The following is a 26,351-nucleotide window of genomic DNA, read 5'->3' on the forward strand; positions in this document are numbered from 1 at the left end:
ACGGCCGGCCATGCCTCGCCCTGTTGATGGGCGAAAGCTTACTGCATTAGCCACGCCCGACCGGAAAAGGTGAACCGCAGAAACCGGGCGGCATCATTTTGTTGCCTGCCAACGGGTTAGCCTGCACGCAGTCTGAACGGTCCAGATTTTCCCTTTTTCCGCATTGCCTGCCACACCACCGCTAGCTGAATTTGACGGTTTTTCACCCTTTCCAGGACCTGGCGCAAAGGATTGAATAAGAAATACGCGTTCGATCAAATTAAGAAAAAAAAGTGGGATCGGGTTGACATGATGGCGGGCCTTATAAGACGCGGGCCAGGAAATATCGCAGAAATTACAACCCCTCCTGACATCATTTTTTCCTCTTGTTAAGCGGCAGTAAAATACTAAAATATGCCTCCATATTGTTATGGCTTTTGCCAACACCCCCTAGATGTAGTGTTTATCCACACATTATTCACAATGAATATGCTGTGTATAAACCGGGATTTCTTTTAATTTTTGGATACTCACGCAAAGGTAAAAACGCGACATGAACCAAAGTCTGCTCGTTACTAAACGCGATGGCCGCCAGGAGCGCATTGATCTCGACAAAATTCACCGTGTACTGGACTGGGCAGCCGAAGGGCTGAACAACGTCTCGGTATCGCAGGTGGAGCTGCGCTCCCACATTCAGTTCTATGATGGCATCAGAACGTCTGACATTCATGAGACCATCATCAAGGCCGCAGCAGACCTCATCTCTCGCGATGCCCCGGATTATCAATACCTCGCCGCCCGCCTGGCGATCTTCCATCTGCGTAAAAAAGCCTATGGCCAGTTCGAGCCGCCGAAGCTGTATGACCAGGTGGTTAAAATGGTCGACATGGGCAAATATGACCGCCACCTGCTGGAAGATTACAGCGAAGAAGAGTTTGCGCAGATGGACGAGTTCCTCGACCACTGGCGCGACATGAATTTCTCGTATGCCGCAGTGAAGCAGCTGGAAGGCAAATATCTGGTGCAGAACCGCGTCTCGGGCGAAATCTACGAGAGCGCGCAGTTCCTCTATATTCTGGTCGCCGCCTGCCTGTTCTCGGGCTATCCGCGCGACACGCGGATGGATTACATCAAGCGTTTTTATGATGCGATCTCAACCTTCAAGATCTCGCTGCCGACGCCTATCATGTCCGGCGTGCGGACGCCAACGCGTCAGTTCAGCTCCTGCGTCCTGATTGAGTGCGGCGACAGCCTGGACTCGATCAACGCCACCTCCAGCGCAATTGTGAAATATGTCTCTCAGCGTGCCGGTATCGGCATCAATGCCGGCCGTATCCGTGCGCTGGGCAGCCCAATCCGCGGCGGTGAAGCATTCCATACCGGTTGTATCCCGTTCTATAAGCACTTCCAGACGGCGGTCAAGTCCTGCTCACAGGGCGGCGTTCGTGGCGGCGCAGCCACGCTGTTCTACCCGATGTGGCATCTGGAAATCGAAAGCCTGCTGGTGCTGAAAAACAACCGTGGCGTTGAAGGCAACCGCGTGCGCCACATGGACTACGGCGTACAGCTTAATAAACTGATGTATCAGCGCCTGCTGAAAGGCGAAGATATCACCCTGTTCAGCCCATCTGATGTGCCGGGCCTGTATGATGCGTTCTTCGCCGATCAGGATGAGTTTGAGCGCCTCTACACCAAATATGAGCAGGACCAGAGTATCCGTAAGCAGCGGGTTAAAGCGGTCGATCTGTTCTCACTGATGATGCAGGAACGTGCTTCTACCGGCCGTATCTACATTCAGAACGTCGATCACTGCAACACCCACAGCCCGTTTGACGCCAGCATTGCGCCGGTTCGCCAGTCTAACCTGTGCCTTGAGATCGCGCTGCCGACCAAACCGCTGGAAGATGTTAACGACGAAAACGGTGAAATCGCCCTGTGTACGCTGTCGGCCTTCAACCTTGGTGCGATTGACAGCCTCGACGATCTGGAAGAGCTGGCTACCCTGGCAGTGCGTGCGCTTGATGCGCTGCTCGATTATCAGGACTACCCGATCCCGGCGGCCAAACGTGGCGCAATGGGCCGTCGTACCCTGGGTATCGGCGTGATTAACTACGCTTACTACCTGGCGAAACACGGTGTGCGTTACTCCGACGGCAGCGCCAACGGTCTGACCCATAAAACCTTTGAAGCCATTCAGTATTACCTGCTGAAAGCCTCAAATGCGCTGGCTAAAGAGCAAGGTGCCTGCCCGTGGTTCAACGAAACCACCTATTCGCAGGGCATCCTGCCAATCGACACCTACAAGAAAGATCTCGACACCATCAGCAACGAGCCGCTGCATCTGGACTGGGAAAGCCTGCGTGAAGAGATCAAAACGCACGGCCTGCGCAACTCCACGCTCTCTGCACTGATGCCGTCTGAGACTTCGTCGCAGATCTCCAATGCCACCAACGGCATTGAACCGCCGCGCGGCCACATCAGCATTAAAGCCTCGAAAGATGGCATTCTGCGTCAGGTGGTGCCGGAGTATGAGCGCCTGAAAGATCAGTACGAACTGCTGTGGGAAATGCCGAACAACGACGGCTACCTGCAACTGGTGGGTCTGATGCAGAAGTTTATCGACCAGGCGATCTCGTCTAACACCAACTACGATCCGTCGCGCTTTGCCAACGGTAAAGTGCCGATGAAACAGTTGCTGAAAGATCTGCTGACCGCGTACAAATTTGGCGTGAAAACGCTCTACTACCAGAACACCCGTGACGGTGCTGAAGATGCGCAGGACGATCTGGCACCTTCTATCCAGGATGATGGCTGCGAAAGCGGCGCATGTAAGATCTAACGGGCGGGCGGGAGAGACTCCCGCCCCACTCCTTTCACGGGGCGGCTTCGCTTCGTTCACTTTTGGACATTTTTTATGGCTTACTCCACTTTCTCACAGAACAAAAATGACCAGCTGAAAGAGCCGATGTTTTTCGGTCAGTCGGTAAACGTGGCGCGCTTCGACCAGCAGAAATATGACATCTTTGAAAAGCTGATCGAAAAGCAGCTCTCCTTCTTCTGGCGGCCGGAAGAGGTCGATGTGTCACGCGATCGCATCGATTATCAGGCGCTGCCGGACCACGAAAAACACATCTTCATCAGCAACCTGAAATATCAGACCCTGCTGGACTCGATTCAGGGCCGTAGCCCTAACGTGGCGCTGCTGCCGCTGATCTCCATTCCTGAACTGGAAACCTGGATCGAAACCTGGGCGTTTTCTGAGACTATCCACTCGCGCTCCTACACCCACATCATCCGCAACATCGTTAACGATCCGGCGGTGGTGTTTGACGATATCGTCACCAATGAGCAGATTCTGGCCCGTGCCCAGGATATCTCACGCTATTACGACGATCTGATTGAAATGACCAACTACTGGCATCTGCTGGGCGAAGGCACCCATCAGGTCAACGGCAAATCGGTCACCGTCAGCCTGCGCGCCCTGAAGAAGCAGCTCTATATCTGCCTGATGAGCGTCAATGCGCTGGAAGCGATCCGTTTCTACGTCAGCTTTGCCTGTTCATTCGCTTTTGCCGAGCGCGAACTGATGGAAGGCAATGCCAAAATCATCAAGCTGATTGCCCGCGATGAAGCGCTGCACCTGACCGGCACCCAGCACATGCTCAACCTGCTGCGCAGCGGTGAAGACGATCCGGAGATGAAAGAGATTGCGGCCGAGTGTCGTGAAGAGTGCTTTGAACTGTTTAAGAAAGCCGCTCTGCAGGAAAAAGAGTGGGCGGAATATCTGTTCAGCGGCGGTTCGATGATCGGCCTGAACAAAGATATTCTCTGCCAGTACATTGAGTACATCACCAATATTCGTATGCAGGCTGTCGGGCTTGATCTGCCGTTCCAGACGCGCTCAAACCCGATTCCATGGATTAACTCCTGGCTGGTCTCTGACAACGTTCAGGTTGCGCCGCAGGAAGTGGAAGTCAGCTCCTATCTGGTCGGTCAGATCGATTCTGAAGTGGGCGCTAACGACTTCGACGACTTCCAGCTGTAATCATGAGCCGCGACGTGGTTATTCTGCGCAGCTCCGGCACCCGCCTGGAATGCACAGACGAACATACCAATCTGCTGACGCTGCTGGAAGCCAACAATCTGTGCGTGGAGTTCCAGTGCCGCGAAGGTTACTGCGGCTCCTGCCGGATGCGTTTGCTGAAAGGCGAAGTGCACTACCCGCAACGGCCGCTGGCGTTTGTGCAGCAGGACGAGATTCTGCCCTGCTGTTGCAAAGCCAAAGGCGAGATCGAGCTTGAGTTGTAACTGAGGTCGCGTTTGTCGGACTTACAGCCACCAAGGCTAAGTTGGTCAGCATTGTGAAACGAAACGGGCGCCTCAGGCGCCCGTTTTGTTTTCACTGACATTACTGCCTGACCGTTTCGACCACATCAATCCAGCCGTGACCGGTAGTGACTTCACTGCCGTGTAACCAGCGGCGCAGCATGTTCATCGCCATCATTGCCACCACCTTCTGCCGCGTCTCCAGATTATGCCGGCCGGTACTGAACTTCACGCGCTGACCAAAGCTACCATCCGGCGTATGCAGCGCGACCGAAATCTCTTCCTGTTCAAGGCTGCCGATAGAGAGCGCCAGCGCCGCCTGTTGCTGGTCGGCAAGATGGCGGGTGCGGATCACCTGCTGCTCCAGCGTCTCCGGCTTAGGTGGCAAGATGTCAGCACCACACAACGGCACGCCCGCTGCGGCCAGCTGCCAGTAAAGCAGCCCGGCGGTGTACTGCTCACTGAGCGTCAGCTGATAGTCACGTTGCTGTAGCTCGCTGGCCAGCAGTGCCGGCAATCCCGCAGTGCCTTCAAAAATGGTGCACTCCGCCAGTTGCAGCCGCACCTGCTGCCACACCTGCTCCATCGCCACCCGCTGACTGGCCGGACCGGTCAGTTTGATCTCAATGATCGGCATGGAGGAGCGATACCCCATCACCACGCCTTCCGGCAAGCTCAGCGGTTCGAGTTCCGCTGCCAGGTCGCTTTCGCCACGGCCAAAGGTGGTCAGGCGCAGACAGATCGGCGGTTCAGGCGGGGAAAACTTCGCTTTAAGACGCGGAATGATCTGCTGCTCAACCATCACCTTAAATTCAGACGGCACGCCAGGCGTAAAAAACATCCAGCAGCGATTTAACTGCAGCGCAAAGCCACAGGCGGTGCCGACCGGATTATCAATCAGCTCGGCATTGGCCGGGATCTCCGCCTGTTTGCGGTTGCTGGCTGCCATCACCCGGCCGCGACTGGCGAACCAGGCTTCCATTTGCGCCAGCCACGCCTGTTGCAGCTCCAGCTCAACACCGCAGGCCTGCGCCGCGGCCAGGGCGCTGAGATCGTCACTGGTCGGTCCCAGCCCGCCATTAACAATCAGCACATCCGCCTCATGGCTGCGCGCCTGCAGCGTCGCGACCAGTGACTCAAGGGCGTCGCCAACCGTGGTACGGCTGGTCATCGGCAAACCATGCTGGAATAAAACGTCTGCCAGCCAGGCCGCATTGGTATCGACGATTTGGCCGTGCAGCACCTCATCCCCGGTTGAAAGCATCTCTACTCTGATCACGTTAGTTCTCCTTATGCCGGTCGCTTTACTGTAGGAAGTCCGCAGATGAAACACAATCAACATCGCTGACCACTGCACAGCAACGGAGTTGACGGTCTGAGCGCGAGGGCGTCGCGTATCGGCGGCACGGCGGGGGTAGCGGATAGCGGGTGCGGCGGAAACGGCAACAAAAACGGCGGGGATCGCCCGCCGTTTTTAACATCAGTATGCTGCTACGGTGTCGCCAGGGTAATTAGCGACGCGCCAGCAGCAGGCCGAGTACCAGACCGGCAGTCGCGCCGATGCCGATGCCCTGCCACGGTTTCTCATGGACATAATCGTCAGCGCGGTAAGCCGCTTTTTTGGCACGATAGTAGTAGCTGTCGGATGCCTGGCTGACACGGGATTTTACGTCGTGCAGCGCCTGTTCCGCTTTAGTTTTAAGCTCGATATATTTTTGATCCGCCGGATCGCCTGACGACTTCAACACTTCTTCCAGCGTTTCGGTCAGCAGCGCAATATCGTCATCCAGGCCGGTTTCGAATTGATCAGTCTGATTTACCATCATTTCCTCCGTGTGAATTGCAAAGCAGTCCATTAACTATAGCCACAATCTGGCGCTCTGCCGGTTTAGCGCACCAGGAATCACCTGATAATTCATCTGCTAACGCCATCCAGAGCCGCAGGATAGCGGCGGAGCTTTCGCAAAGAAGTGTAAGGCGGCGCGGCAAACACCGAATTTCGCTTCGCTTCTTTGATTAATCTGATAAATTTTCTCCGGACTGAATTTTCACGTCACCCGACTGTCGTACCCTCCTGTTGCCTGTGATTATCGGGCCATAAAAGTGCATTTCGCACGACAGTCACGACAAACTCGAACAGCTAAGGAATGATCTCTGGCATGAATCGAAGAATGTTTATGAAAGCGTCAATGGCCTTCTCCGCCGTCAGCGGCATGACCGGCCTGTCAACGCTGTTTGCGCAATCCGCCTGGGCAGAAGATGGCATTGCTGACGGAACCGCAGTACGCTTCGATTTCGACGTATTGAAGAAGAACGCGGCCGCCCTGGCAAAGCAACCCTGGAGTGGCGCGCCAGGCGCGCTGCCGCAGACGCTGGCGACACTGACTCCGCAGGCGTATAACGAAATTCAGTATGACGCCAACCATTCACTGTGGAACAACATTCCCGACCGTGAACTTGACGTTCAGTTCTTCCACGTCGGGATGGGCTTTAAACGCCGTATCCGCATGTTCTCAGTCGACGGCGAGAGCCGCCAGGCACGTGAGATCCACTTCCGTCCTGAGCTGTTCAATTACAACAATGCCCACGTTGATACCAAACAGCTGGAAGGCAAAACCGATCTCGGCTTTGCCGGTTTCCGGGCGTTTAAAAAGCCGGAACTGGCGCGTCGTGACATCGTCTCCTTCCTTGGTGCCAGCTACTTTCGTGCCGTTGATGAGACCTTCCAGTACGGCTTATCCGCCCGGGGTGTCGCCATCAACACCTTCAGTAACGGTCAGGAAGAGTTCCCGGATTTCACCGCCTTCTGGTTTGAAACGCCGAAAGCGGAAGACACCACCTTCACCTGTTACGCGTTACTCGATGGGGCCAGCATTACCGGCGCCTATAAGTTCATCATCCACTGCGAAGATAAACGCGTGGTGATGGAAGTGGAAAACCACCTGTTTGCCCGTAAAGAGATCCGTCAGATCGGCATCTCGCCAATGACCAGTATGTTCAGCTGCGGCACCAACGAACGCCGCATGTGCAACACCTACCATCCTCAGATTCATGACTCCGATCGCCTGGCGATGTGGACCGGAAAAGGCGAATGGATTGCCCGTCCGCTGAATAATCCGCAGCGCCTGCAATTCAACGCTTATGAAGATGAGAACCCACGCGGTTTTGGTCTGCTGCAGCTTAATCACGACTTCAAAGATTATCAGGACGTGATTGGCTGGTATGACAAACGCCCGAGCCTGTGGGTTGAGCCGGTCGGTAAATGGGGTAAAGGCGCGATCAATCTGATGGAGATCCCGACCACCGGTGAGACGCTGGATAACATCGTCTGCTTCTGGCAGCCGGCTGAACCCGTGAAGGCAGGCAGCGAGCTGAACTTCTCCTACAAACTCTACTGGAGCGGTCTGCCGCCGGTTCGCAGCGGTCTGGCGCGCGTCGATGCTACCCGCACCGGTATGGGTGGTTTCCCGGAAGGCTGGGCACCTGGCGAACACTTCCCGGAAACCTGGAGCCGTCGCTTCGCCATCGACTTTATAGGTGGCGATCTGCAGGCTGCGGCGCCGAAAGGCATTGAACCGGTGATTACCGTTTCATCCGGCAGCGTGAAGCAGGTTGAGATCCTCTACGTGGAACCGCTGAAAGGCTACCGTATTCTGTTTGACTGGTATCCAAACAGCGATTCTACCCAGCCGGTGGATATGCGTCTGTTCCTGCGCAGCAAGGAGGAAACTCTGAGTGAAACCTGGCTTTATCAGTACTTCCCGCCCGCACCGGACCAGCGCAAATATGTTGATGACCGGCAGATGACGGTGGGCTAAGTCCGAAAGGCGAGGCACTGGCCTCGCCTTTTTTAACCTGCCGCGGCGGCTTTCTGCATGTCAATGTGCGGAATGCCATCTTCAAGGTAGATCTCACCGATCGCTACAAAACCGTGCTGGCCATAGAACGCCTGAAGATGTGCCTGGGCGGAGAGAAACAGATCCCGTCCCGGCCAGTGCTGCTGGCAGCTCGCCAGCGCCTCGGCCATCAGGCGGTTGCCCAGCCGGGCACCGCGCACGCTATCAGAGACAATCACCCGACCAATCTTTACCGGGCTGCCCGCATCGGCCGGGGCCAGCAGACGCGCATAGGCGACCAGCTGGTTGTTGTGCATCCCGAGCAGATGGCGGTTGTCGCCCTGCAGATCGTCGCCATCCACATCCAGATAGGCGCACTGCTGCTCCACCACAAACACCGCACAGCGCAGTGCCAGCAGCGCATACAGCTCGGCGGTGGTCAGTTCACGATGATGTTTATCCAGCCAGATAATGTCCATAGGGTCTCCTTGTCAGCTTACTCACTTTAGCGAATCGGCCTGTGTCGGGACAGATCCTGGCCGCGCTGCAGGCAAATTACAGGCAAAAAAAATCAGGCCCGCAGGCCTGATTGTTCAGTCAGGGTCGAACTTACATCAGCGGCTGGGCCATCTGCACCAGCGTAATCAGCGGCTGCGGGTAAACCCCTAACAGCAGCACCAGAATCGCTGAAATCAGCACCACTACGCCGCCAGCAGTAAAGGCCCAGTTAGCCGGCGTATCGCGGGTATGCAGTTCCGGCGGGCTGAGATAGAGGCTCACCGTGACGCGCAGATAGTAGTAGAGGCCAATCGCACTGCCCGCCACCACCGCACCGGTTAACCACCACAGATGCGCACTGACGCCCGAAGCGATAACGTAGAATTTACCGATAAAGCCGAGCGTCATCGGGATACCGGCCAGTGACAGCATCATCACCGTCATCACGGCTGACAGGATCGGACGATGCCAGAACAGACCACGATAGGAGTAGAGCGAATCGGCATCCGGACCACGATACGGGCTGGACATCAGGCTGACCACGCCAAACGCGCCGAGGCTGCTGAACAGGTAACCGGCCAGATAAACCCCGGCCGTTTCCAGCGACAGCTGATGATCTTTCACCGCAATCAGCGCCACCAGCAGATAACCGAGATGGGCGATAGAGGAGTAGCCCAGCAGACGCTTGATATTACTCTGCGAAATCGCCATCAGGTTACCGAACAGGATCGAGACGAACGCGATCACGCCCAGTACCGTCCGCACCGCTTCACTATCAGTTACCGGCGCGTACATGAACAGACGCATAATCACGCCAAAGATAGCAATCTTGCTGGCGGTGGCGAGGAAGGTTGAAACCGGCGCAGGCGCGCCCTGATAAACATCCGGCGTCCAGAGATGGAACGGCACCAGCGAAAGCTTGAAGCCGAGGCCGATGATCATCATGCCCAGACCCACCAGCAACAGCGGCTCCTGGATCATGCTGTCAGTCAGGCTCTTGCCCAGCGTCACGAAGCTCAGGTTACCGGAATCCGCGTAAATCAGCGCAATACCAAACAGCAGGAACGACGAGGCCGCCGCCGACAGGATGGTGTATTTCAGCGCCGCTTCCAGCGAACGTTTCTGGCGGAAAGCGTAGCCAATCAGACCAAACAGCGGCAGTGACAGCAGCTCAATACCGATGAACAGCGCCGCCAGATGGTTGGCGCTGGCCAGCACGATGCCACCGAGTGCCGCAATCAGCACCAGCAGATAGAACTCATCTTTGTTGTCGGGGAAGCCCGCCAGCCACGGATAAGCAAAGGTACAGGTTGCCAGACTGGCCAGCATCACCAGCGCGGTATAGAAAATGGAATAGCCATCGACCCGCAGCAGCGGCGTGACATCCATCGCCCCGACCTGGCCGACAAAGTAGAGTGACAGCAGCGCCAGGTTCAGGCCCACCACCGTTAGCGTGGCGTTAACGAAGTGGTTGCGTCGCCAGGCAATGGACAGCATCACAACCACCACCGTCAATCCGACGATTAACAGCGGCAGCAACGCGATCAATTGTTGAGGAGTTATTGTCATGGCGAATTACGGCCTTGTAGTTGAAATTGAAGCGGTAAACCACTGCTGAATATTGCTCATGGCAGCGTGCGAAGTATCCAGAATCGGCTGTGGATAGACGCCCAGCAGCACCAGCAGCACCACCAGAACCCCGATGGTCAGAAACTCACGCGGCGACATGCCCGGCAGCGGATCTTTCGATTTCGCTTCGCCATAGTAAGCGCGCTGCATCATCACCAGCGAGTAGACCGAGGCGAACACCAGACCAAAGGTGGCGATGACGATAATCACTGGCACCACCTGGAAGCTGCCGGTCAGAATCATAAATTCGCCGACGAAGTTACCGGTGCCCGGCATCCCGAGGTTAGCCACGGCAAAGAACAGCGACAGGCCAGGGATCCATTTAATTCGTGACCACAAGCCGCCCATCTGACGCATGTCACGGGTATGCAGACGCTCGTACAGCTGACCACACAGGATGAACAGTGCCGCGGCTGACAGGCCGTGCGCAATCATCTGCACCACCGCACCCTGGAACGCCAGCTGGCTGCCGGTGTAGATCGCAATCAGCACAAAGCCCATGTGCGAAATTGAGGTGTAGGCGATCAGACGTTTGATATCGGTCTGCGAGAAGGCCATCCAGGCGCCGTAGAAGATACCGATAATGCCTAACCACATGGCAATCGGCGCGAACTCGGCGGAGGCGTTCGGGAACAGCGGCAGGCTGAAGCGCAGTAAACCGTAAGCCGCGGTCTTCAGCAGGATCCCGGCCAGGTCGACCGAACCTGCAGTCGGTGCCTGACTGTGCGCATCCGGCAACCAGCCGTGCAATGGAACCACCGGCATTTTCACCGCGAAAGCGATAAAGAAGCCCAGCATCAGCAGATACTCGACACCGCTCGACATCGGCGTTTTCAGCAGCTGCTCGTAGTTAAAGGTCCAGACGCCGGTGGCGTTGTAGTGGACGAAAACCAGTCCCAGAATCGCAATCAGCATCACCAGACCTGACGCCTGGGTATAGATGAAGAATTTGGTGGCGGCGGTAATACGGGTTTTACCGTCAGAGGCTTTATGACCCCATAGCGCGATGAGGAAGTACATCGGCACCAGCATCATTTCCCAGAAGAAGAAGAACAGGAACATGTCGATGGCAAGGAACACCCCGATCACGCCACCCAGAATCCACATCAGATTCAGGTGGAAAAAGCCCTGATACTTTGAAATCTCATTCCAGGAACAGAGCACCGCCATCAGGCCGAGCAGGCCGGTCAGCACCACCATCAGCAGCGACAGACCGTCGATGGCGACATGGAAGCTGATGCCGAAGCGTGGGATCCACGGTACGGAGAAACTTGACTGCCACTGCGGAATACCCGCTGCCTGCGTCAGTGAATAGCCTCCCTGCAACCAGAGTTGCAGCGAAAGCGCCAACGTCAGCCCCATGGTGATCAGTGCGATCCAGCGTGGCACCTTCGCGCCAAGGCGCTCGGTCAGCCAGCAAATCAGACCACCGACGAAGGGTATGATAATTAGCCAAGGTAATAACACGGCACACTTCCCTTATATTTCCTTTTCTGAGCTATCTTACTTGCCATTTTCATCCCCGGCAGTGCTCGCAATCCTCACATACCTCGGTATGCTCCGGTTGCTGTGCGCTGGCGGTGATAAAACTGGCGGCGACGATGACGCTCATTACTCAGGTTATTTTGACATTCTTCGTTGGGGTGAGCTAACCCACCCCGCTCATCAATCTTTAAATCACCAGCATCAGGGCCAGCACCACTACGGCACCGACACTCATCGACGCGACGTACCAGCGCAGGTACCCATTTTCACTGACCACCAGGCCTTTATTGGCGATACGTGAGAACAGCGCAGGCAGGTTCATCAGGGCATTCAGTGGATCGCGTTTCAGCAGCCACGCAATACCAAGGTAAGGTTTGACGAACACTTTGTCGTAGAGCCAGTCGAAGCCCCATGCAGCGAACCACCAGGTACCGAAGAAACGGCCCGGCGCGCTGTTAGCGATCTTCGTTACCAGCTCACGTTTGCCCAGCCACAGCGCGGCAGCAATCAGAATGCCAACCACAGCGACCACGCCAGAGGTGATTTCAAGTCCCACTTTGCCGGCTTCACCAAACTCATTAGCAGGCAGTACGCCAGCCAGTGGCGGCGTAATCAGCGCGCCGATGAAGGTGGAAAGCAGCAGCAGCACAATCAGTGGCAGATGATGGGTAATGCCTTTACCGGCATGCGCATGAATTTTCTCTTCACCGTGGAACACGATGAAGATCATGCGGAAGGTGTAGATAGAAGTCAGGAAAGCGCCCACCAGACCGGCAACCATCAGATTGACGTGACCGTTGGCCAGTGCGCCAAACAGGATCTCATCTTTACTGTAGAAGCCCGCAGTAATCAGAGGCAGTGCCGCCAGCGCCGCGCCGCCCACCAGGAAGCAGGTGTAAACCAGCGGAATGCTCTTACGCAGGCCGCCCATCTTAAAGATGTTCTGCTCGTGGTGGCAGGCCAGAATCACTGAACCGGAAGAGAGGAACAGCAACGCTTTAAAGAAGGCGTGCGTCATCAGGTGGAAAATCGCCGCATCCCACGCCTGTACGCCCAACGCCAGGAACATGTAGCCAATCTGGCTCATGGTGGAGTAAGCGAGTACGCGTTTGATATCGGTTTGCACCAGCGCGGCAAAGCCAGCCAGCACCAGGGTAATCGCCCCGATAATGCCGACCAGATGCAGCACTTCCGGCGTCAGCAGGAACAGTCCGTGACTGCGGGCAATCAGGTAAACACCGGCGGTCACCATGGTCGCGGCGTGGATCAGTGCCGAGACCGGCGTCGGACCGGCCATCGCATCCGCCAGCCAGGTCTGCAGCGGTAACTGTGCCGATTTACCGACCGCGCCGCCCAACAGCATCAGCGTCGCCCACTGCAGCATGTGGTTGTCTGCGGCAAAGTGCGCCGGTGCCAGTTCCATCATCTCGCGGAAGTTCAGCGTGCCCAGCTCGTTATAGAGAATGAACAGCGCGAACGCCAGAAACACGTCGCCGACACGGGTGATGATGAACGCTTTCATCGCCGCCTTGCCGTTGTCCGGATTGCTGTAGTAGAAGCCGATCAACAGATAAGAGCAGAGCCCTACCCCTTCCCAGCCGAGATACATCAGCATCAGGTTATCGGCCAGCACCAGAACCACCATGCTGGCGATAAACAGGTTGGTGTAGGCGAAGAAGCGCGAGTAGCCCTCTTCACCGCGCATGTACCAGGAGGCGAACATGTGGATGAAGAAACCGACGCCAGTGACCACTGACAGCATGGTCAGCGACAGGCCGTCCAGCGTCAGGTTCACTTTCATGTCAAAATTGCCGACCTGCATCCAGGTCCAGAGCGCCTGGGTATAAGCCTGCTGGCCGTTGGCGAAGAAGTCGACACCGACCATCACCGTGGTCAGCGCCGCCAGTCCTACCGATCCCATACCAATAGCGGCCGACAGATTTTCTGACCAGCGACCACGGGAAAATGCTAACAGCAAGAAGCCGATTAGCGGAAACAGTACTGTTAAATAGAGAAGATTCATCCGCGCATCTCGCTCACAGTGTCAATGTTCAGCGTCTGACGACGACGATAGAGCTGGAGCAGTAGCGCCAGGCCAATACTCGCTTCAGCGGCGGCCAGACTGATCGCCAGGATATACATCACCTGTCCATCGGCCTGTCCCCAGTAGCTCCCCGCAACCACCAGCGCTAAGGCAGCGGCGTTGATCATGATCTCCAGGCCAATCAGCATAAACAGCAGATTGCGGCGGATCACCAGCGAGGTCAGTCCGAGGACAAACAGCACAGCAGCAAGTATCAATCCATGTTGTAACGGGATCATGCATTCTCCTTTTTCGCTTGCGCGGCGTCAGAAACGCGGTTGCTGAGAACTTCACCCTGACGATCTTCACGACCGACGTGGAACGCCACCACCAGACCCGCCAGCAGCAGCATTGACGCCAGTTCAACCGCCAGCACGTAAGGACCAAACAGGCTGATGCCGACCGCTTTCGCGTCGATAATGGTGCCGTCAATGCCCTGATCGTTCGCGGTCAGGATGGCGTAGACCATGACTACCAGCAGCAACAGCGAGACCAGGCCAGGCCCAATCCACAGTGACGGACTCAGCCACTCGCGTTCCTGCTTCTCAGTCTGTTTGCCCAGGTTCAGCATCATCACCACGAAAACGAACAGCACCATAATCGCACCGGCGTAAACGATGATCTCCAGCGCGCCGGCAAAATAGGCGCCCATCGAGAAGAAGACGCCGGCGATCGACAGCAGCGAAATGATCAGGTACAGCAACGCATGTACCGGATTAGTGTGGGTAATGACGCGCAACGTCGTCAGCACCGCCACCAGCCCGCAAAGATAAAACGCAAATTCCATGCCTTGCTCCTTAAGGTAATAAGCCTTTGACGTCGATAGGCTTGGCTTCATTTTCCGCTTCGCCTTTATCTTTACCGTCAATCGCCATACCCGCCATGCGGTAGAAGTTGTATTCCGGATATTTACCCGGACCCGAGATCAGCAGATCGTCCTTCTCGTACACCAGATCCTGACGCTTGAACTCACCCAGTTCGAAATCGGGCGTCAGCTGAATCGCCGTGGTCGGACAGGCTTCCTCACACATGCCGCAGAAGATGCAGCGTGAGAAGTTGATGCGGAAGAACTCCGGGTACCAGCGACCATCTTTGGTTTCCGCTTTCTGCAGCGAAATACAGCCGACCGGACAGGCAACGGCGCACAGGTTACAGGCTACACAACGCTCAGCGCCATCCGGATCGCGGGTTAGCACGATGCGGCCGCGATAACGCGGTGGCAGATAAACCGGCTCTTCCGGGTACATCTGCGTTTCACGTTTGGCGAAGGCGTGCAGGCCGATCAGCCAGATACTGCGCACTGTCGTGCCAAAGCCAACGACAATATCTTTTAAAGTCATTTGTTAACCCCTTACTGCGCTGTGTAGAGAATCACTGCGGCGGTCGCCAGCAGGTTCAACAGCGTCAACGGCAGACACACTTTCCAGCCGAACGACAGCACCTGGTCATAGCGTGGACGCGGAAGCGCAGCACGAATCAGGATGAACATCATCATAAAGAACGCCGTTTTCAGGGCGAACCAGATGAACGGCGGCAGGAATGGGCCATGCCAGCCACCAAAGAACAGCGTGACGATCAGCGCCGACACGGTGGTAATCGCCACATATTCGCCGACAAAGAACAGGCCGAACTTCATACCGGCATATTCAATGTGGTAACCATCGGCCAGTTCCTGCTCCGCTTCCGGCTGGTCAAATGGATGACGGTGACAGACCGCAACGCCAGCAATACAGAAGGTCACGAAGCCGAAGAACTGCGGAATGATGTTCCACAGGTGCGTCTGGCTGTTGACGATATCGTTCATGTTGAACGAGCCCGCCTGCGCCACCACGCCCATCAGCGACAGGCCGAGAAACACTTCGTAGCTCAGCGTCTGCGCGGAAGCACGCATCGCACCCAGCAGCGAGTATTTGTTGTTACTCGACCAGCCAGCGAACAGCACCGCGTAGACCGCCAGGCCCGCCATCATCAGGAAGAACAGCAGACCGATATTCAGGTCCGTCACCATCCAGGTCGGCGACACCGGCACAATCGCAAACGCCAGCAGCAGCGACACGAAAGCGATAACCGGGGCCAGGGTGAAAATGAAGCGGTCGGTAAACGGCGGGACCCAGTCCTCTTTAAAGAACATTTTGATCATGTCCGCTACCAGCTGCAGCGAGCCGCCCCAGCCTACCCGGTTCGGTCCGTAACGGTTCTGGAACAGGCCGAGCAGACGACGCTCGGCGAAGCTCATGAACGCGCCACAGGCCACCACCACCAGCAGAATGACGATGGCTTTACCGATGGCCAGCAGAATGTCGATAACATCCGGTGTTAACCAGCTCATTGCGCCGTCTCCTGCAGTTTGTCGATTTTTCCGTTCGCCAGGAACGGCGGTACACCCGGCATGCCCAGCGGCAGACCAATCTGTCCCGCCTGCAGTGACGCCGAGAAACGGACCGGCAGACGTACGGTTTCACCGGCACAGGTGAACTCAACGGCTGCACCGTTGTTAACGCCCAGTTTCGCCGCATCTTCCGGGTTAATCACCAGCATCGGCTGCGCCATGCGCTGCTGGAATACCGGCGAACGCTGTGACATCTCTTCACTGCCAAACAGCTGATAATACGGTGCCACCCGCCATTGTGCTTCGCTGACAAACGCCGCAGGGACGTTGCTGAACCACGGCAGCTGGGCTGCGCTGGCTTCAAACAGGCGTACGCCCGGATCGCCGTTACGCAGTTTACCGCCCACTTCAACCTGGAATTTGTTCCACGCCTGCGGTGAGTTCCAGCCCGGTGCCCAGGCAAACGGAATCTGCGAGCGTGGCGCGCCTGGCTGGTTGTTGCCTTCCATTGAGAAGGCGAACATGGTGTCCTGATCCTGCGGCTGACGCGGTTCGTGCACGCTGATATTGGCACGCGCGGCGGTACGACCGCTGGAACGGTGCGGTGAACGCGACAGTTTCTGCCCGCGAATACGGAAGCTGGCATCCGGTGCCGCATCCTTGATGCCGGCCAGCTGTGGCAGATGACTCACCACCGCATCGATCACGTGGTCCAGTTGCGTCCAGTCGACGTGACGGCTTTCCAGCGTGCTGTGCAGCGAATGCAGCCAGCGCCAGCTTTCAAGCATCACAATGCTGTTGTCGTAGTAGGAAGGATCGTAAACCTGGAAGAAACGCTGCGCGCGGCCTTCGTGGTTAATCGAGGTTCCGTCACTTTCGGCGAAGCTGGCAGTCGATAACACCAGACCGGCTTTCTCCAGCGTGGCGGTACGCTGATGATCCACCACAATCACGTTGGTGGTCTGTGCCAGTGCCGCATCCACCAGCGCTTTCGGTGCATGACGATAGAGATCGTTTTCCAGCACTACCAGCGCATCGGCTTCACCGTTGCTCAGCTGCTCCAGCGCGCTTTCCAGCGTATTGCCGCCCATCAGGCCAAGACCCACACTGTTAGCGTGTCCCGCCAGCAGCGTAATCCCGACGTCGGCACCGCGCGCTTTCAGCGCTTTGGCCACGTTGGCAGCCGCTTCGATCATCGCGCTGCTGCCGGAGTGGGTACCGGAGATGATTAACGGTTTTTTCGCGCCGGCCAGCGCCTGCACGATGACATCCATCTTGCCGTTCAGCTTGCTGTCGAAATCGGTCACCGCCGGGGCTGTTTCATCCAGCGCGTTAGCGATGGCGAAACCGAGGCGCGCCTGATCTTCAACCGGTGCGCGGTAGCTCCAGGCAGCGATATCATCCAGGCGGGTTTCATCGACGTTAGTGATAAACAGCGGATGTTTGGCGTTCTGACCGATGTTGAGGATCGCTGCAATCTGCCAGTCTGCTACTTTCTGAGCGGCGGCCATGTCGCGCGCTTTGCCTTTAACGGCCTGACGCACTGACAGCGCCACGCGTGCGCCCACCTGGGTCAGATCTTCACCCAGCACCAGCACCGCATCGTAGCTTTCAATTTCGCGCAGCGATGGCGTATAGATCCCGCCTTCACGCAATACTTTCAGCATCAGTTCCAGCCGGGCCTGTTCGCCCGCCGGCATCCCGGTGGAGAAGTTTTCGGCACCAACCAGCTCACGCAGTGCAAAGTTGCTTTCAATGCTGGCGCGCGGCGAACCGATACCAATCACTTTTTTCGCCTGACGCAGCAGATCCGCGCCGGCATTCACCGCCTGTTCTGCGTTCAGTGTCACCCAGTCGTTGCCGCGCAGCAGCATCGGCTGGCGGGGGCGATCTTTGCGGTTGACGTAGCCGTAACCAAAACGGCCACGGTCACACAGGAAGTAGTGGTTTACCGTACCGTTGTAGCGGTTCTCGATGCGGCGCAGTTCGCCGTAACGCTCACCCGGGCTGGTGTTACAGCCGACGCTGCACTGCTGGCAGATGCTCGGTGCAAACTGCATATCCCATTTACGGTTATAGCGTTCGGAGTGGGTTTTATCGGTGAACACGCCGGTCGGACAGATCTCAACCAGGTTACCGGAGAATTCGCTCTCCAGCGTGCCATCTTCCGGGCGACCGAAATAGACGTTGTCGTGCGCGCCATAGACCCCGAGATCTTTGCCGTCGGCATAATCTTTGTAGTAACGCACACAGCGATAGCAGGCGATACAGCGGTTCATCTCGTGAGAAATGAACGGGCCGAGGTCCTGATTGCGGTGGGTACGTTTGGTGAAGCGATAACGGCGGAAGCTGTGCCCGGTCATCACTGTCATATCCTGCAGGTGACAGTTACCCCCTTCTTCACAGACCGGGCAGTCGTGCGGGTGGTTGGTCATCAGCCACTCCACCACGCTTTCGCGGAACTCTTTCGCTTCGCCATCGTCGATGGAGATAAATGTGCCGTCAGAAGCCGGCGTCATGCAGGACATGACAAGACGGCCGCGGGTATCTTCGGCATTCTGGAATTGCTTTACCGCGCACTGGCGGCAGGCCCCAACGCTTCCCAGCGCCGGATGCCAGCAAAAATAAGGAATATCAAGGCCCAGAGAGAGACACGCCTGTAGCAGGTTGTCCGCTCCGTTCACATCATACTCTTTACCGTCTACATGGATTGTAGCCATAGTGACATGCTTCCGTAAGGCTCGTCAGAAACGAGCGTTAATCAAATTCTTGCCCCGACACACTGCGATTATCGGGGCGGCGGCACCAGGCCTGTTTCCGTGTGCTGCGGCGAATTACCAGCGCGCTTTCAGCAGGTTTGGCTGAATCCCGCCAATCGCGCGGGTATTACCAAACACCTGCGGCGCAATGCCGGCTTCAAACTCTTCACGGAAATATTTAATCGCACTCTGCAGCGGCTCAACCGCACCCGGCGCATGTGCGCAGAAGGTTTTACCCGGGCCGAGCTGACGACAAAGTTGCTGTAAGGTTTCGATGTCGCCTGGCTGACCCTGCTTCTGCTCCAGCGCGCGCAGAATTTTTACGCTCCACGGCAAGCCGTCACGGCATGGCGTACACCAGCCGCACGATTCACGGGCGAAGAACTCTTCGAGATTGCGCACCAGCGAAACCATATTGATTTCGTGATCGACCGCCATCGCCAGCGCAGTACCCAGACGGCTGCCGGCTTTGCCAATGCTGGCAAATTCCATTGGCAGATCCAGGTGCTCATCGGTCAGGAAGTCGGTCCCTGCCCCACCTGGCTGCCAGGCTTTGAAGCGCAGTCCGTCACGCATTCCGCCGGCGTAATCTTCCAGAATTTCACGTGCGGTAATGCCGAACGGCAGTTCCCAGACGCCAGGATTTTTCACCCGACCGGAGAAGCCCATCATCTTGGTGCCGGCGTCGTCGCTTTTCGAGATGCCTTTGTACCAGTCGACGCCGTTTGCCAGGATGGCCGGCACGTTTGACAACGTTTCGACGTTGTTAACGCAGGTCGGTTTACCCCATGCGCCCGCACTCGCCGGGAAAGGCGGTTTGGAACGCGGGTTAGCACGACGCCCTTCCAGCGAGTTAATCAGCGCCGTCTCTTCGCCGCAGATGTAACGTCCCGCGCCGGTGTGAACGATCAGTTCGAAGTCAAAACCGGTGCCGAGAATGTTTTTACCGAGATAGCCCGCTTCGGTGGCTTCAGCAATCGCCCGGCGCAGATGCACCGCGGCTTCAATGTATTCGCCACGCAGGAAGATGTAGCCACGATAAGCCTTCAGCGCAAAGGCACTGATCAGCATCCCTTCCACCAGCTGGTGAGGCATCTGCTCCATCAGCAGGCGGTCTTTATAGGTGCCCGGCTCCATTTCATCGGCGTTACACAGCAGGTAACGGATGTTCATCGACTCATCTTTCGGCATCAGGCTCCACTTCAGCCCGGTGGAGAAGCCCGCACCGCCGCGCCCTTTCAGGCCAGAGTCTTTGACCGCCGCCACGATTTCGTCAGGCGACATGCTGTTTAACGCTTTTTCAGCGCCGGCATAACCGTTTTTACTGCGGTATTCATCAATCCACACCGGCTGCTTGTCGTCGCGCATCCGCCAGGTGAGAGGATGGGTTTCAGCAGTACGAATGATAGTTTTCAGTGTCATTGATACTGCTCCAGCAAAGTGGCGATGCCTTCTGGCGTCAGATGCACGTGGGTATCTTCATCCACCATCATCGTTGGCCCTTTATCGCAGTTGCCCAGACAGCAGGTCGGCAGCAGGGTAAAACGTCCGTCCGCCGTGGTCTGGCCCGGTTTGATATTCAGATTCTGTTCCAGCGCAGCCTGAATGCCCTGATAGCCGGTAATGTGGCACACCACGCTGTCGCAGTAGCGGATCACATGGCGGCCAACCGGCTGACGGAAGATCTGGCTGTAGAATGTCGCCACGCCTTCCACGTCACTGGCCGGAATGCCCAGCACCTCAGCAATGGCGTGAATTGCGCCATCCGGCACCCAGCCGCGCGCTTTCTGCACGATCTTCAGCGCTTCGATTGAGGCTGCACGCGCATCTTCGTAGTGGTGTTTTTCGTGCTCAATGGCGTGATGTTCTTCCGCGCTCAGCACGAAGACCTCGTTGGGGTCGATCGTTTTAATGGCAATGTGTTGATCGTGCATAATTAGCGGTCCACGTCTGACATAACAAAATCGATACTACCGAGGTATACGATCAGGTCGGATACCAGGCTGCCGCGGATGACTGAAGGAATCTGCTGCAGATGCGGGAAGCTGGGCGTGCGCACACGGGTGCGGTAGCTCATGGTGCTGCCGTCGCTAGTCAGGTAGTAACTGTTGATCCCTTTGGTCGCTTCAATCATCTGGAAGGATTCGTTGGCCGGCATTACCGGGCCCCACGAGACCTGCAGGAAGTGGGTGATCAGCGTTTCAATGTGCTGCAACGTGCGCTCTTTCGGCGGCGGCGTAGTCAGCGGATGATCGGCTTTGAACGGCCCTTCCGGCATGTTGTTCAGGCACTGTTCAAGAATACGCAGCGACTGCCACATCTCTTCCATCTTCAGCTGGACGCGGCTGTAAGCATCACTGATGCCGGAACCGATTGGGATGTCGAAATCGAAGTTTTCGTAGCCGGAATATGGACGCCATTTACGCACGTCAAAGTCGAGACCGGTGGCGCGCAGACCGGCACCGGTGGTGCCCCAGGCCAGCGCTTCTTCCATGTTGTAGGCGGCAACGCCTTTGGAACGGCCTACCAGCACGCTGTTACGCAGTGCGGCTTTGTCATATTCCTTCAGACGCTTCGGCATCCAGTCAAGGAAGTCACGCAGCAGGCGTTCCCAGCCTTTCGGCAGGTCGTGCGCTACGCCGCCAATGCGGAACCACGCCGGGTGCATACGGAAGCCGGTAATGGCTTCAACCACGTCATAAATTTTCTGGCGATCGGTAAAGGCAAAGAACACCGGCGTCATGGCGCCGACGTCCTGAATAAAGGTCGAAATGTAAAGCAGGTGGCTGTTGATACGGAACAGTTCAGACAGCATCACGCGGATCACGTTAACGCGATCCGGCACCACGATACCGGCCAGTTTCTCTACCGCCAGCACATAAGGCATCTCATTGACGCAGCCGCCGAGATATTCGATGCGGTCGGTGTAGGGAATGTAGCTGTGCCACGACTGACGCTCACCCATCTTTTCGGCACCGCGATGGTGGTAACCGATGTCAGGTACGCAGTCGACGATCTCTTCGCCATCCAGCTGCAGAATGATGCGGAAAGCCCCGTGCGCCGACGGGTGGTTAGGACCGAGGTTGAGGAACATGAAGTCCTCATTGGTGGTGCTGCGCTTCATGCCCCAGTCTTCAGGCTTGAAAGTCAGCGCCTCCATCTCCAGATCTTCTTTCTGTTTGGTCAGCGTGAACGGATCGAATTCAGTGGCGCGCGCCGGATAGTCCTTACGCAGCGGGTGCCCTTCCCAGGTCGGCGGCATCATGATGCGGGTCAGGTGCGGGTGACCGTCAAAGGTCACGCCAAACATCTCCCAGGTTTCACGCTCATACCAGTTGGCATTCGGGAACAGACGGGTGATGGTCGGCAGGTGCATATCATTTTCAGATAACGCCACCTTGAGCATGATGTCGCGATTACGTTCAATCGACAGGAAATGATAGAAAACGGAAAAATCCGCTGCAGGCAAGCCTGCGCGGTGGGTACGTAAACGCTCATCCATGCCATGCAGGTCATACAGCATGACGTAAGGCTTGGGTGATTTACGCAGGAACTCGATGATTTCCAGTAGCTGTTCACGCTTCACCCAGACCACCGGAATCCCGGTGCGGGTCGCCTGAACGGTAAAGGCATCCGGCCCAAAACGGTTACGCAACTCGCCAATCACCGGGTCATCAAGGTGATCACGGGTTTGCCATGAAGGCTGAGCGAGATCTTGCGTGGTCAAATCTGTCATACGTTACTCACCATTCCGGCCTGGTCTCAGGCACTCAAATGAAGGCGTCAGGATGGGGCCATGCATTAAATTGTGATGTTCTGCTGCAGGCGCGGTTTGCCATCCATACGGTTAACTTACACTTCGTCCGGGCTACGCAGGTTGGTGACCGCAATGCGCTCACCGCGTTTTCTTTCACGCTCGGATTGCATGTTGGCGCGGTAAACGCCCTGATCGCCGACCACCCATGACAGCGGACGGCGCTCTTTGCCGATCGACTCCTGCAACAGCAGCAGCGCCTGCATATAGGCTTCCGGACGCGGCGGGCAGCCAGGAATATACACATCAACCGGCAGGAATTTATCCACGCCCTGCACCACGGAATAGATGTCATACATGCCGCCGGAGTTAGCGCAGGCACCCATAGAGATCACCCATTTCGGCTCCAGCATCTGGTCATACAGACGCTGAATCACCGGGGCCATTTTGGTAAATGGCGTACCGGCGATAACCATAAAGTCGGCCTGACGAGGCGAGGCACGCATAACTTCGGCACCGAAACGCGCCACGTCATGCACTGCGGTAAACGAGGTCGTCATCTCTACATAACAACAGGAGAGGCCGAAGTTGTAAGGCCACAGGGAGTTTTTACGTCCCCAGTTCACCATGTCGTGCAGGGCATTTTCGAGTTTGCCCATGTAAACGCTGCGATGAACGTGCTGCTCCAGCGGATCGCTGACGATTTCCTGCTTTTGCAGAGGATAACGGTCGTTCTCACCACCGTTCGGGTCTATGCGGGTGAGCGTATAGTCCATCTTATTGCCTCTCTTTTACTGCTTGTGAGGATTGGTGTGACTGATCGTGGTGGTTTTAACCACGACCCGGCGACGTGCAGGAGCCCAATCGAGTGCGCCGATGCGTACCAGATAGACCAAGCCCGCCAGGAGCACCAAAATGAAAATTGCGGCTTCCACAAAGCCGACCCAGCCGCTTTCGCGGATTGAGGTCGCCCATGCGTATAAAAAGAGGGCTTCGACGTCGAAGATGACGAAAAACATCGCAACCAGATAAAATTTTGCCGACAGGCGGATGTGGGTATCGCCGACCGACTCAATGCCCGATTCGAACGGCGTATCTTTATGACGCGCGCGTGCTCTGCCGCCAAGCAGCCATCCTCCGGTCAACATGAAAGCACACAGGCCAAATGCGATGACGATAAAGACGATAAACGCCCAATGCTGAGCGATGATTTCGGTGGTAGTTGACATACTCATTGCTTACTCATCAAAAGTGGCGCTGGCATCCTGCACGCGTTTCCCGCAGCAAACTGACCACATCGATTCAAGGGAAGGATAAAAACCTTTTAAACGTCGCTGTTATTCTTAAATAAACAGCAATTTTATGGGGTTTTTTACTCCTTTCTATAACCTTTTGTCAACTTTGACAAAAGTATCCAAACATTATTTCACACCTGCATCATATTATTAACAAATGATGCCCCGCTTTCCAGCTAAATCGCTTCAGTCTGTGGGGTTAATTTTAGTGTAGCGGGTATTTACATGCATGGATCGTGCATTTAACAAACATATTTTGACAGGTATCACTGTGTTTTCCTTCCCCTTAGCAGGGGTATTTTCTTGATCCAGAACACACTTCTGCCCTTTTTGCGTTAAATTTCTCCGTTTTTTAGCACTAGCCGAAACATAACGTCCGTTTTTTTGGTGGGTAAATTTCAGATAGCGCAAAGATGAAATTAATTGCAACCGGTGACTATTGAAAAAGACGATTCAGGGGGAAATTCAGAGGGTCAGGATGATAGCGGCAGGCAAAAAAAAGCCTCTCGCTCTGCTTACAGAATGAAAGGCTTTTTTATCGGGGTTTTGATGCGCGCATTCTGCGCATTATTTGCGCAGCATGGAGGCAGCAAAATTATTCTTCGTCATCCAGTAACAGTGTACCGTCAGGATTAGCGCTCAGGTTATACGGATCGTTGGTGGACTGCATGGCGTTAAAGATCGCCAGCGCCAGTTCATTATCGCTGTCAGGGTTACGACACAGCAGATACTGCGTATCCGGCAGAACCGGCAGCCCTTCAGCCGCACCCATCACCCGCAGTTCCGGACTCATCATCTCTACCGGACGTGCCGTCACACCCAATCCTGCTTTAACCGCAGCACGTACCGCAGCCAGCGTCGACGCCACGTACGAAATACGCCATGGGATGCCCGCTTCGTTGAGATGATCGATCGCCATATCGCGATAAGGACTTGGCTCATCCAGCAATACCAATGGAATGGCTTCACCGCGCTGGAAGATGTAATCCGCCGCGCAATACCACAAGGTTGGCGAGGTGCGCAGCACCTGATAGGTGAAATTGCCCGGGCTGGAGGTGGTGACCACAAGGTCCACTTCGCCCTGGTTGAGCATTTCCATCATGAAAGGGTTACGTTTTACCCGTACATCAATCGCCAGTTTCGGATAGACCGAGGTTACGCGGTTTAGCAGGAACGGCAGAATGGTGTCAGACGTGTCATCGGAAGCGCCAATAGTCAGCACACCCTGAATATTGCTGTACATCAGAGAGGTGCAGGCTTCGTCATTAAAACGAAGGATTTTTCTGGCGTAACCTAACAGCTGGATTCCGTGCTCAGTTAACAGCTTATTACGTCCATGTCTGGCAAACAGCTCTTTACCTACCAATTGCTCCAGACGTTGCATCTGCTGGCTGACTGCTGACTGGGTTCTGCAGACCGCTGCAGCCGCCGCCGCAAAAGTATTCAGGTCAGCAACGGCAACGAAGGTTCTCAGCAGATCGAGGTCGAGATTCAGTATCGGACGATTTGCATTAGTCATGTTTTTTCTTCACTTATTAGATTTTTACGAACTACTACCCTGGTGTTATTACTAAGCTTATCAAAGTGATAAGCAGTAATGGTGCTCAATGACAGTCCTGTGTTGAGACTGACACAAAAAATTCCACGTACGTTTACAGACCGCTGAAGACCAGGATAAAGCTGAAGATCAACAGGGTCGGAAGACAGATACAACTTCTGAACCGAAGGCGCGGGGGTGCGCGTATGCAGGAAGCTGTGTAGTTGTCTTATTCCCACCCAAAAAGGCCAGGCGGGACAGAATGTGTGATGGGGCACCGCATTAAGCGGAGCGGCCATACGCACTAAATAATAAATTATACTTAATCATTTTTGACTTCAAAATGGAAATGATTTTGTGAAAACCGCTGTAAATTTTGTGCTAAAGGCGTTTCCAGCGCATCCTGGCAGCCAGGTGCTTTCTTTTCATCCGGTCGGTGAGAAAAATTTCAGCAGTGAAGTGACAGACAATAGCTTGAATTCCGCTTATCTGCTGCCATCCGGCCCTGATCTTTTGGGACTTCTGCGCGAATTACAGGGTGATAGCCGCACCAGTCTTTAACAGTCTTAAGCCGTAAGTGAAATCGCCCTGCCCTGAATGGTCACTATTTAGCCATCAATAAAATATCATTTAACTATTTCACACGGTGTGTATTTCAAAAGCGGGCAAAGGTTCCGCCGTCATAAGTTCCAAAAATGTTTCATAATGTGCCAGCCAGCCGCCATATCTGTCGACCTTTGTCAGTTTAAAATATCGTTTAATTATCCTAATATGGATAGTTTAACTAATAATTATGTTAACAGATAACTTTTACACTACACGCGACCGGAAAAGTTGTTGA

22 protein-coding genes are annotated in these 26,351 nt (G+C 55.6%); 5 read left to right on the plus strand and 17 right to left on the minus strand.

Annotated features, from left to right (window positions below):
* Positions 1-532 precede the first annotated feature (532 nt).
* The 3 genes from nrdA (at position 533) to yfaE (ending at position 4,287) form a co-directional block, all read left to right on the plus strand.
* Positions 533-2,818: a class 1a ribonucleoside-diphosphate reductase subunit alpha gene (nrdA, locus tag AC6I8D_RS13815; RefSeq protein ID WP_312056732.1), complete on the plus strand. Its 2,286-nt coding sequence runs from the start codon at positions 533-535 to the stop codon at positions 2,816-2,818.
* Between the two features lie 75 nt (positions 2,819-2,893).
* The gene (gene nrdB, locus AC6I8D_RS13820; protein ID WP_312056733.1) at positions 2,894-4,024 is read left to right on the plus strand and encodes a class Ia ribonucleoside-diphosphate reductase subunit beta; all 1,131 of its coding nucleotides are present in this window, start codon (positions 2,894-2,896) and stop codon (positions 4,022-4,024) included.
* A gap of 2 nt (positions 4,025-4,026) precedes the next feature.
* Positions 4,027-4,287, plus strand: coding sequence for a class I ribonucleotide reductase maintenance protein YfaE (yfaE, locus tag AC6I8D_RS13825; RefSeq protein WP_010258095.1), 261 nt, complete (start codon positions 4,027-4,029; stop codon positions 4,285-4,287).
* Between the two features lie 100 nt (positions 4,288-4,387).
* On the opposite strand, the gene AC6I8D_RS13830 is transcribed toward yfaE, so the two are convergent.
* Together AC6I8D_RS13830 and elaB are read right to left on the minus strand one after the other, a co-directional pair.
* Positions 4,388-5,584, minus strand: coding sequence for a nicotinamide mononucleotide deamidase-related protein YfaY (locus AC6I8D_RS13830; protein WP_312759643.1), 1,197 nt, complete (start codon positions 5,582-5,584; stop codon positions 4,388-4,390).
* A 232-nt stretch (positions 5,585-5,816) separates the two neighbouring features.
* Positions 5,817-6,128 carry a stress response protein ElaB gene (gene elaB, locus AC6I8D_RS13835; RefSeq protein ID WP_159858965.1) on the minus strand — a complete coding sequence of 104 codons (312 nt, stop codon included), beginning with the start codon at positions 6,126-6,128 and terminating at the stop codon, positions 5,817-5,819.
* Positions 6,129-6,464: 336 nt separating this feature from the next.
* On the opposite strand from elaB, the gene AC6I8D_RS13840 reads away from it, so the two are divergent.
* Positions 6,465-8,123, plus strand: a complete 1,659-nt coding sequence (locus AC6I8D_RS13840; protein ID WP_069728987.1) for a glucan biosynthesis protein D — start codon at positions 6,465-6,467, stop codon at positions 8,121-8,123.
* A gap of 32 nt (positions 8,124-8,155) precedes the next feature.
* Here AC6I8D_RS13840 and AC6I8D_RS13845 read toward each other — a convergent pair whose 3' ends face one another.
* The 15 genes from AC6I8D_RS13845 to lrhA all read right to left on the minus strand — a co-directional run bounded on the left by AC6I8D_RS13845 (position 8,156) and on the right by lrhA (position 25,492).
* On the minus strand, positions 8,156-8,620 hold the full coding sequence (locus AC6I8D_RS13845; RefSeq protein WP_497820354.1) for a GNAT family N-acetyltransferase: 465 nt from the start codon (positions 8,618-8,620) through the stop codon (positions 8,156-8,158).
* Between the two features lie 130 nt (positions 8,621-8,750).
* Entirely contained in the window at positions 8,751-10,208 is a 1,458-nt protein-coding gene (gene nuoN / locus AC6I8D_RS13850; protein WP_497820355.1) for an NADH-quinone oxidoreductase subunit NuoN, read from the minus strand.
* Between the two features lie 6 nt (positions 10,209-10,214).
* Positions 10,215-11,735, minus strand: a complete 1,521-nt coding sequence (gene nuoM, locus AC6I8D_RS13855; protein WP_031376229.1) for an NADH-quinone oxidoreductase subunit M — start codon at positions 11,733-11,735, stop codon at positions 10,215-10,217.
* A 205-nt stretch (positions 11,736-11,940) separates the two neighbouring features.
* A complete protein-coding gene (gene nuoL / locus AC6I8D_RS13860; RefSeq protein ID WP_312055909.1) occupies positions 11,941-13,776 on the minus strand; it encodes an NADH-quinone oxidoreductase subunit L in 1,836 nt (611 codons plus the stop codon).
* Complete coding sequence (gene nuoK / locus AC6I8D_RS13865; RefSeq protein ID WP_003854236.1) at positions 13,773-14,075, minus strand: NADH-quinone oxidoreductase subunit NuoK; 303 nt, start codon at positions 14,073-14,075, stop codon at positions 13,773-13,775. Before nuoK ends, nuoL begins: the two co-directional genes overlap by 4 nt.
* A complete protein-coding gene (gene nuoJ, locus AC6I8D_RS13870; protein ID WP_031376231.1) occupies positions 14,072-14,623 on the minus strand; it encodes an NADH-quinone oxidoreductase subunit J in 552 nt (183 codons plus the stop codon). Before nuoJ ends, nuoK begins: the two co-directional genes overlap by 4 nt.
* Before the next feature lie 10 nt (positions 14,624-14,633).
* Complete coding sequence (gene nuoI / locus AC6I8D_RS13875) at positions 14,634-15,176, minus strand: NADH-quinone oxidoreductase subunit NuoI (protein ID WP_009089021.1); 543 nt, start codon at positions 15,174-15,176, stop codon at positions 14,634-14,636.
* An 11-nt stretch (positions 15,177-15,187) separates the two neighbouring features.
* Positions 15,188-16,165 carry an NADH-quinone oxidoreductase subunit NuoH gene (nuoH, locus tag AC6I8D_RS13880; protein WP_046288193.1) on the minus strand — a complete coding sequence of 326 codons (978 nt, stop codon included), beginning with the start codon at positions 16,163-16,165 and terminating at the stop codon, positions 15,188-15,190.
* Entirely contained in the window at positions 16,162-18,885 is a 2,724-nt protein-coding gene (gene nuoG, locus AC6I8D_RS13885) for an NADH-quinone oxidoreductase subunit NuoG (RefSeq protein ID WP_497820356.1), read from the minus strand. The genes nuoH and nuoG overlap by 4 nt, the downstream gene beginning before the upstream one ends.
* Before the next feature lie 114 nt (positions 18,886-18,999).
* The gene (gene nuoF / locus AC6I8D_RS13890; protein ID WP_031376234.1) at positions 19,000-20,340 is read right to left on the minus strand and encodes an NADH-quinone oxidoreductase subunit NuoF; all 1,341 of its coding nucleotides are present in this window, start codon (positions 20,338-20,340) and stop codon (positions 19,000-19,002) included.
* Positions 20,341-20,342: 2 nt separating this feature from the next.
* Positions 20,343-20,858: an NADH-quinone oxidoreductase subunit NuoE gene (gene nuoE / locus AC6I8D_RS13895; protein ID WP_046288191.1), complete on the minus strand. Its 516-nt coding sequence runs from the start codon at positions 20,856-20,858 to the stop codon at positions 20,343-20,345.
* A 2-nt stretch (positions 20,859-20,860) separates the two neighbouring features.
* Positions 20,861-22,660 carry an NADH-quinone oxidoreductase subunit C/D gene (nuoC, locus tag AC6I8D_RS13900; protein WP_497820357.1) on the minus strand — a complete coding sequence of 600 codons (1,800 nt, stop codon included), beginning with the start codon at positions 22,658-22,660 and terminating at the stop codon, positions 20,861-20,863.
* A gap of 116 nt (positions 22,661-22,776) precedes the next feature.
* Positions 22,777-23,454: a NuoB/complex I 20 kDa subunit family protein gene (locus tag AC6I8D_RS13905; RefSeq protein ID WP_009089012.1), complete on the minus strand. Its 678-nt coding sequence runs from the start codon at positions 23,452-23,454 to the stop codon at positions 22,777-22,779.
* 15 nt (positions 23,455-23,469) lie between these two features.
* Positions 23,470-23,913, minus strand: a complete 444-nt coding sequence (locus tag AC6I8D_RS13910; protein WP_031376237.1) for an NADH-quinone oxidoreductase subunit A — start codon at positions 23,911-23,913, stop codon at positions 23,470-23,472.
* Between the two features lie 655 nt (positions 23,914-24,568).
* Positions 24,569-25,492: a transcriptional regulator LrhA gene (gene lrhA, locus AC6I8D_RS13915; RefSeq protein WP_021509211.1), complete on the minus strand. Its 924-nt coding sequence runs from the start codon at positions 25,490-25,492 to the stop codon at positions 24,569-24,571.
* 375 nt (positions 25,493-25,867) lie between these two features.
* Between lrhA and AC6I8D_RS13920 the strand changes: the two genes are divergently transcribed.
* Positions 25,868-26,071, plus strand: coding sequence for a hypothetical protein (locus AC6I8D_RS13920; RefSeq protein ID WP_312055906.1), 204 nt, complete (start codon positions 25,868-25,870; stop codon positions 26,069-26,071).
* Positions 26,072-26,351: the final 280 nt, after the last annotated feature.

The organism is Pantoea sp. X-Soil-MYKO-1785, assembly GCF_059730675.1.

Bases quoted from the DNA above. Each gene is read 5' to 3' on its own strand.
- nrdA (WP_312056732.1), top strand. From the start codon at position 533: ATGAACCAAAGTCTGCTCGTTACTAAACGCGATGGCCGCCAGGAGCGC.
- nrdB (WP_312056733.1), top strand. From the start codon at position 2,894: ATGGCTTACTCCACTTTCTCACAGAACAAAAATGACCAGCTGAAAGAG.
- yfaE (WP_010258095.1), top strand. From the start codon at position 4,027: ATGAGCCGCGACGTGGTTATTCTGCGCAGCTCCGGCACCCGCCTGGAA.
- elaB (WP_159858965.1), bottom strand. From the start codon at position 6,128: ATGGTAAATCAGACTGATCAATTCGAAACCGGCCTGGATGACGATATT.
- AC6I8D_RS13840 (WP_069728987.1), top strand. From the start codon at position 6,465: ATGAATCGAAGAATGTTTATGAAAGCGTCAATGGCCTTCTCCGCCGTC.
- AC6I8D_RS13845 (WP_497820354.1), bottom strand. From the start codon at position 8,620: ATGGACATTATCTGGCTGGATAAACATCATCGTGAACTGACCACCGCC.
- nuoN (WP_497820355.1), bottom strand. From the start codon at position 10,208: ATGACAATAACTCCTCAACAATTGATCGCGTTGCTGCCGCTGTTAATC.
- nuoL (WP_312055909.1), bottom strand. From the start codon at position 13,776: ATGAATCTTCTCTATTTAACAGTACTGTTTCCGCTAATCGGCTTCTTG.
- nuoK (WP_003854236.1), bottom strand. From the start codon at position 14,075: ATGATCCCGTTACAACATGGATTGATACTTGCTGCTGTGCTGTTTGTC.
- nuoJ (WP_031376231.1), bottom strand. From the start codon at position 14,623: ATGGAATTTGCGTTTTATCTTTGCGGGCTGGTGGCGGTGCTGACGACG.
- nuoI (WP_009089021.1), bottom strand. From the start codon at position 15,176: ATGACTTTAAAAGATATTGTCGTTGGCTTTGGCACGACAGTGCGCAGT.
- nuoH (WP_046288193.1), bottom strand. From the start codon at position 16,165: ATGAGCTGGTTAACACCGGATGTTATCGACATTCTGCTGGCCATCGGT.
- nuoG (WP_497820356.1), bottom strand. From the start codon at position 18,885: ATGGCTACAATCCATGTAGACGGTAAAGAGTATGATGTGAACGGAGCG.
- nuoE (WP_046288191.1), bottom strand. From the start codon at position 20,858: ATGCACGATCAACACATTGCCATTAAAACGATCGACCCCAACGAGGTC.
- nuoC (WP_497820357.1), bottom strand. From the start codon at position 22,660: ATGACAGATTTGACCACGCAAGATCTCGCTCAGCCTTCATGGCAAACC.
- AC6I8D_RS13905 (WP_009089012.1), bottom strand. From the start codon at position 23,454: ATGGACTATACGCTCACCCGCATAGACCCGAACGGTGGTGAGAACGAC.
- AC6I8D_RS13910 (WP_031376237.1), bottom strand. From the start codon at position 23,913: ATGAGTATGTCAACTACCACCGAAATCATCGCTCAGCATTGGGCGTTT.
- lrhA (WP_021509211.1), bottom strand. From the start codon at position 25,492: ATGACTAATGCAAATCGTCCGATACTGAATCTCGACCTCGATCTGCTG.